General features: G+C 55.4%; 5 protein-coding genes. 2 read left to right on the top strand and 3 right to left on the bottom strand.

Annotated features, from left to right (window positions below; all coding sequences use genetic code 11):
* Window positions 1–650, bottom strand: a 650-nt coding sequence (locus AMR42_RS20700; protein ID WP_304441475.1) for a leucine-rich repeat domain-containing protein, incomplete at its 3' end; no start/stop codon positions are given.
* A gap of 449 nt (window positions 651–1,099) precedes the next feature.
* Here AMR42_RS20700 and AMR42_RS17305 point away from each other — a divergent pair.
* Both AMR42_RS17305 and AMR42_RS17300 read left to right on the top strand, forming a co-directional pair.
* On the top strand, window positions 1,100–1,570 hold the full coding sequence (locus AMR42_RS17305) for a DUF309 domain-containing protein (RefSeq protein ID WP_099534894.1): 471 nt from the start codon (window positions 1,100–1,102) through the stop codon (window positions 1,568–1,570).
* 235 nt (window positions 1,571–1,805) lie between these two features.
* Window positions 1,806–4,520: a chloride channel protein gene (locus AMR42_RS17300; RefSeq protein ID WP_234407074.1), complete on the top strand. Its 2,715-nt coding sequence runs from the start codon at window positions 1,806–1,808 to the stop codon at window positions 4,518–4,520.
* A gap of 33 nt (window positions 4,521–4,553) precedes the next feature.
* On the opposite strand, the gene AMR42_RS17295 is transcribed toward AMR42_RS17300, so the two are convergent.
* Window positions 4,554–5,003 (bottom strand): DUF3531 family protein, encoded by a 450-nt coding sequence (locus AMR42_RS17295; RefSeq protein WP_099534892.1) that lies wholly within the window; start codon window positions 5,001–5,003, stop codon window positions 4,554–4,556.
* 294 nt (window positions 5,004–5,297) lie between these two features.
* Window positions 5,298–6,302 (bottom strand): arsenosugar biosynthesis radical SAM (seleno)protein ArsS, encoded by a 1,005-nt coding sequence (arsS, locus tag AMR42_RS17290; protein ID WP_099534891.1) that lies wholly within the window; start codon window positions 6,300–6,302, stop codon window positions 5,298–5,300.
* Window positions 6,303–6,326: the final 24 nt, after the last annotated feature.

Below are 6,326 nucleotides of genomic sequence, written 5' to 3'. Positions count from 1 at the left end.
GCGATCGCCTCGGGCCAATTGCCCTGGTCGATCGCCGCCTGGGCCCGCGCCGTCAATGGAGCCCCCGGATCATCAAACAGACAAACCGTAATCGGCCGAAACGGGCAGGTATGTTGCCGCAGGGGGTTACCCAACAAAATCAGCGATCGCAACCGGGCCAATCCCGGCTGCTGGGGCAGTGCCGTGATCTGATTACGGGTCAAATCCAGCATTTCCAGCTGATCCAGGTCTTGCAGGGGCGAGAGATCCTGCACCTGATTGAACCCCAAAATCAATTGGCGCAAGGACGACATCCCCGCCAAGGGTCGCAAATCCCGAATTTGGTTCCCCGGCAGCGACAGGGCCCGCCAATGATTGAAGGCGGCGATCGGTTGCAAATCCTGAATGTTTTGGTTGGACAAATCCAACACGGGCAGGGCCGCCAAATTGCGCCAAGCCTGTTCACAATTCTCGGTCTTGGCTACCCGCAACAAGGCTCCCACCGTGTGCCGCGCCGCCGGATCCAGTCGATCGCGCTGCCGACACCAATCGGCAAAATTCAACAACCCTTGGGATGATCGGTAATCTTGGGCGATCGCCGGTTCGATCGCCATCCCCAGCCCCCAGCCCACCAGCACCACCAGCAGTCCCAGCCGCCCTCGATCGCCCATGGTGTTTTTCCCAAACCAGCGCCTCCAATCTAGATCGCTTCGGCGGGAACGCCACCTCAACCGCCTGGCAACTGCATTTCCCTGGGATTAGGCCTCACGAGTGAGCTTGGCATTGACACTCCCCGCTCTAAAAAGCCAGAGACAAGGTTTTCATGCTCCCGTGCGACCTGATCACCGACAGACAACTTGTACGTTTCCGTCATAACAGACAGGCGTAGACTATTGCTGGCTTCGAGGTCATCGCCCCCCACTCAGCAAGCGCAGCTCTCATCCCGACATTCCCCTTCGGGAGAGCGCGGGGCTTCCCGCCGATTAGCTAAAATTGCATTCAGCCCTCCATCGGTGTTTTGGGCTTTTTTTACGAATTAGCTCTAAAACGATCCTGAGACGATGACGATCGCCCTGTGGATCGATCGCGCCTTTTCATCCCTGACCCATTACCCAGCGCCATGATTGAGGAATCACAACCCAACACTCCGTTTTGGCAAGGAATTGAGGAATTTAATCGTGGGGAGTTTTATGCTTGCCACGACACGATCGAGGCATTATGGGTGGTGGCGAATGAGCCGGAGCGCACGTTTTATCAAGGGGTTTTGCAAGTAGCAGTGGCGCTCCATCACCTCAGTAATTTGAATTGGCGTGGGGCTGCAATTTTGTTGGGTGAAGGGCTGAGCCGCTTAAATAAATATGACGATCACTACAGTGGAATTGATGTAAACCAGCTCATTGCCCAGGTGGCGGATGTTTTGCACTTTATCCAAGTGATGGGGCCCGATCGGGTAGAAACTGCTGCGATCGCCTTGGGATTACGAACTGGGTTGCTTCCTCTGGAGTCTGGAAATTTGGAATCATTTGCTCAGCCATCTTTGCCGCGTATCCTGCCGGCCGCCCAAGCCTGCTCGGGAGAAGAAACCCCGTAAAAAAAGGGACTTGGTAGCAAGATTTTGTCCACAATTCTCTAAATCTGTCCGATTGATCGGTAAGATTCAAAAACATCCCCATTGAAATTCAATCGGGCGAAATAGCAATCGAGTAGGACTTAAATAACCCTTATAACGATTGTCGGTTGGCAGTGAGGCCATTGGCACTCGCCTCCTGACTGATCGGATCGTTCGGCGCGATCATGCTGCGTGATCGTTTTCAGGAAGCGCGTTTGTGGCAAACGACTGGTATCACCGCTACAACCCCTTTAGCGAGCAATGGCATCCCCTGCGGTGGGTACGCCCATTCATGCGTCCCAAGACCTTGGCCCTGCTGGAGTCTTGCACGATCGGGCTAATTGCCGGGTTGGCGGCCGTGTTGATGAAGTGGGGGGCGGCTTGGGTGGGAACCCAGCGGATCGCGATCGCCACCCGTAGCCCCGTGCCGGCCCTGGCGTTGGCGGCGGTGGGGGTGGTGGGTTGTTGGCTGGCTGGTTGGTTGGTGCAGCGCTTTTCGCCGGACGCTGGGGGCAGCGGCATTCCACAGGTCAAGGCCAAGCTGGCCTTTGGGCCGATCCTGTTGGATTGGCGGGCTGTTTGGGTCAAATTATTGGCCACCACGCTCACCTTGGGGTCTGGATTAACCCTGGGTCGCCAGGGGCCCACGGTGCATGTGGGCGCTTCTATCGCGGCCCAACTCAGTCGTTGGATTCCCACTTCGCCGGCCTATCGTCGCCAAACAATTGCTGCCGGGGCCGCGGCTGGTTTGGCGGCTGGGTTTAATGCCCCGATCGCGGGTGTGCTGTTTGCGGTGGAAGAGCTGCTGCATGATGTGTCAGGTTTGACCCTGGGGCCGGCTCTGTTGGCGGCCTTTGTGGGAGCGGTGGTGGCGCAGTCCTTGGGCGGTGATATTTTGCCCGTGAGCTTGAACCTATCGCGGGTGGCCACGGAATTTACGGCGCGGGATATTCCGGCCTACCTGTTGTTGGGTTTGTTGGCCGGTTGGTTGGGAGCCAATTTCAATCGGGGGGTGATTGCCAGTTTGGGTCTCTATCGCCGGTTGCAATGGGGATTGCCGGAGCGGATGGCCCTAGCTGGTGGAATTACGGGCCTGGGTATGGCGATGTTGCCAGCGGCGTTTTGGAACTATAGCTGGCTGCGGGAAGATTTGGTGCTGGGGGGGACGGCTTGGCAGGGCGCGGCGATCGCCTTTGGGGCCCATTTCCTGTTGACTTTGGTGGCCTTTGGTTCCGGTGCGCCGGGGGGCTTGTTTGGCCCTTCGCTGATTTTGGGGGCCGCCTTGGGCAGTGTGGTGGGGGCCTTGGTGGGGGCCCACTCGATCGCCACCTACGCTCTGGCCGGGATGGGGGCATTTTTTGCGGCGGTGTCGCGAGTGCCAATCACGGCGATCGCGATTGTGTTTGAAATGGCGGCGGATTTTAACCTGGTGTTGCCGCTTACCATTGGTTCCACCGTGGCCTATTTGGTGGCCGATCGCCTGGATTCTGGCTCTTTATACGATCGACTGCTGGCCCTCAAGGGGTTGGAGTCGGAACCGATTCCCGATGTGGATTTGCTGGCGGATTTAACGGCCAAGGATGTGATGAATCATCCGGTGGAAACCCTGCGGGCCAGCCAAACCCTGGAAACGGCTCGCCAGCGGTTTGCCGATTCGCACCATCGCGGTTTTCCGGTGGTAGACGATCGGGGAAATTTGGTGGGCATTTTGACCCAATCGGACATCACGGATTTGGATGCCGAGGATTTGGCCGCCACCGATCGGGTGACGGCGGCCATGACTCCCCAGCCGATCGCGGTGCAAATTGACGATCGGCTGTCGGATATTCGCTTTTTGCTCAGTCGCTACAAACTGGGACGACTGCCCGTTTTGGAAGGGCAAAGGCTGGTGGGCATTGTCACGCGCAGCGATCTGTTGCGCGTTGAGTCCAAACGATTGGGGGGAGAAATTAATCCCCAGCAGCCGCGCCGGCCCGCCTATGCCATCTATAAAACCCGGGGGCCGAACACGGGGAGATCGCGAATTTTGGTGCCGATCGCCAATCCAGCGGCGGCCTTGGGGCTGTTGCGGTTGGCGCTGGCCATTGCGCGCGATCGACAGGCGGAGGTGGAATGCTTGCATGTGATGTTGGTTCCTGTGGGTCAGTCCCCGGCGGAAACCTCGATCGATCCGGCGCTAGTGGCCCCCATGCGCAAACTGTTTGAACGGGCAACCCGTGCCGGTCGTCAATGGCGCATCTCCATCCATAGCCAAATTTGCTTGGCCCGGGATCCGGCCGAGGCCATTTTGGAAGTGATTCAACGGCGGCGAATCGACTTGGTGATTATGGGTTGGCAAGGGGCGATCGCCCGGCCAGGGTTGCCGGTTTTTGGCGACTCGATCGCCCGACTGTTAAACGATGCCCCCTGCGAAATCATGTTGGTGAAATGGGGAGAAGACCTGTTCAAACGGCCGCGAATTCGTCAGCAAGAGGCGGTGCAAGCCATGCTCAGTCTCGATCGCTGGTTAGTGCCAATTAGTGGTGGGCCCAATGTGGAGCGGGCCCTGAACCTGTTGCCGCCGCTGTTGGGCCTGACCCGATCGGCCGCCGTCACCCTCTGCCAAGTCGTGCCCAAGGTGGCCACCAGCGAGGAACCAGACTTCAGCGAATCGGCGGCGCAACCCTGGACGACCGATCTTTTGGATCAGGCCACCGCTCGCCTCACCAAAACCAGCCCCACTTCAGTCACGGCGCTGGCTCTCTGTGCGGATCAGGTGGCTGAAACCATTTTGCACTTGGCCGAAAGCCTAGATAGCCAAGTGATTGTATTAGGAGCCAGCCGAGAAAGCCTACTCAAACAGGTCATTCATGGCAACTTGCCGGCCACGATCGCCCAGCAATTTCAAGGCACAATTTTAGTGGTTCGTGGCCCATTGACTGGCAATGATTAAGTGCTTGCTGCTGGATTAGCTGAATTAGCTGCATTAATTGAAATCCGAACTGGATTGGCGTTTGCTTTCATCAATCGGCCAATCTTCATCTTCACCACCGATGCTAATACGGCGAATTTCCAAAAATTCTCGACTCAGTTGAGCAAAAGCATTAATCAACACATCCAGAGCGATCGCATCACTGGTTCCCAAGTCAAACCAACAACGGGCGCGGGTTCCTTCAAACTCCACTTCGCCCATGTTGTGCATCAGGGCCATCATCGATTGATCCAGTACTTCACTGTCATATTCCATATAGCTCAAGTCCAATCCCACCTCTTGAACCTGCGCATTTTCGGCATTGAATCCACCCAATTTCCCTAAGAAAAACCAGGAATCAAAAACCTCTTCAATGTATTGCTGCTCCATGCGCCCTGGAACGGTGTCCAGCTCCAGCCAAATCCAAACATTAAAGGGGTCAAACTCGCGAAATTGAATGTCCATGGAAAAGGGAGAGGAAAGGGATGAATTGCCAATCACTGAATTGACTCGATCAGTCAAATGAATTCAATTCAATAGACCAACGCAATCACAAGCATTAACCAGCCGCTAATGCACTACAGCCTTTACTGAAAATAATTGGCACACCATATTGCAGATGCCATGAGGCAACGATTTGGTGGGCATTGCCCACCCTACGATCGGCTGTGCTTAGTTAGCGAGGTCAGGGTTGTCAGTTGACTGGATTGAACTGAATTGAATGGATGAACTCAACCGATCGAAATCAACGGGAGCTGCTTAAAGCAACGCGCCGCCACAACTGGAACCAGCACCGGCCGTGCATCCGTAGCAGTGGCGATCGGTCTGAACCGTTTGGATTAAATCCAGGGAACCGGCTGCCAACAGATCCGCCAGGGTCAGCATTTTACCATCGGGCGATCGGGCTGGGATCTCCTCCATTTGGTTAAAGTCGCAATCGTAAAGATAGCCTCGATAGTCCACCGATAGCTGATCACGACACATCAACCCTGCCACGGTGTCGGCATTGAAATTTTGAGCCAAAAACTGACAATAATCGGCTTCCAGTTGGCGAGCTTGCAGGGCTAATTTAGTCCGCCCGATCGGGAGATTGGTGATGGTCAGTAAATGATTGAAATCAATGTTGTGATCAGCTTTTAAACGCTGACGATAGGCCACTTCCAAACCCGCTTGGGCCGGTGGCAGTGAAAAATTAGCCCCCGTGGGAACTGGTGGGTTATAAACCAAGTCGATTTGCAGTTTTGGATCTCGCCCATAGCCCCGCTGATTTAGGAGTTTGAGGGCGGCAATGGAGCGATCGAAAACACCGCGTCCCCGTTGTCGATCGACATTTTCTGACAAATAACAAGGCAACGAAGCCACGACTCGCACATGATAGTTTTGGAAAAAGTCCGGCAAATCTTCAAACCCATCCTCAAAGAAAATGGTTAAATTTGACCGAACAATCACTTCCTTTTTGGCAGCGGCCGCCGCTTGCACCAAAGCCCGAAAGCCGTCGTGCATTTCTGGTGCGCCGCCCGTTAAATCCACCGTTTGAATCTGTGGAAATTGCTGAATGATGGCAACTAACTGCTCACAGACTTCCGGGCTAATGGCTTCAGTGCGTTTTGGCCCCGCTTCCACATGGCAATGGGTGCAAGCCAGGTTACAGCGTTTGCCAAGGTTGATTTGCAACACACGAATGGTGCGCTTCGTTAGACAAGTGCCAAGGGCTTCGGCAAAAGGACGCGGAGAATCAACGGTGGCAATCACAGGACTATACATGAAATCTCTAGAACTTCCTAACGA

It is taken from the genome of Limnothrix sp. PR1529 (assembly GCF_002742025.1).
In the GTDB taxonomy this organism is placed as follows: domain Bacteria; phylum Cyanobacteriota; class Cyanobacteriia; order CACIAM-69d; family CACIAM-69d; genus CACIAM-69d.
The sequence above is the reverse complement of the archived record's forward strand: the minus strand, read 5'-3'. Positions and strand labels throughout refer to the sequence as shown.